The organism is Cellulomonas sp. P4_H12, assembly GCF_056400905.1.
Genome location: NZ_JBFUKJ010000168.1, coordinates 1 through 506, shown reverse-complemented (window position 1 = coordinate 506; position 506 = coordinate 1). Strand labels below are relative to the sequence as shown.

The following is a 506-nucleotide window of genomic DNA, read 5'->3' as shown; positions in this document are numbered from 1 at the left end:
TCGAGCAGCAGGCCGACGGCATCGACCTGGCCATCCTCACCCCGCTGCGGTTCGGCATCGGCTACGGTCTCCCCCACCCGGACACCGCCCCGCTGGTGCGCGACGGCCGGGTGTGCTGGTGGGCCGGCTTCGGCGGGTCGATGCTCGTCAACGACCTCGACAACCGGCTCACCTTCGCCTACACGATGAACAAGATGGCGCCGGGGCTGATCGGCTCCGACCGCAGCGACGCCTACCTGCACGCCACCAACGACGCCGTTCACGCGGCACGGAAAGAGGTTTCCCGGTGACCAATTCTGTTGACCCCCAGGCATACATCGCCTCCGTGATGGCGGGCCTCACCGGCCCGGGCGGGCGGTTCGAACTCGGCGTAGAGAACGTGCTCGGTGCCGACATCCCGATCATGAAGAACCGCGACCGTGCCCTCGGCGACGTGCTGGCGAACTCACTGGCCTACGGCGACCGCGACTACCTCGTCACCGAGGACACCCGGATGAGCTACGCCC

At 68.2% G+C, this 506-nt stretch carries 1 protein-coding gene and 1 pseudogene; both read left to right on the top strand.

Annotated features, from left to right (window positions below):
• A pseudogene (locus AC1DQC_RS20355) lies at positions 1-290 on the top strand (serine hydrolase); the annotation flags it as partial.
• Positions 287-506, top strand: a 220-nt coding sequence (locus tag AC1DQC_RS20350) for a hypothetical protein (protein ID WP_477053031.1), incomplete at its 3' end; no start/stop codon positions are given. The pseudogene AC1DQC_RS20355 and the gene AC1DQC_RS20350, both read left to right, overlap by 4 nt.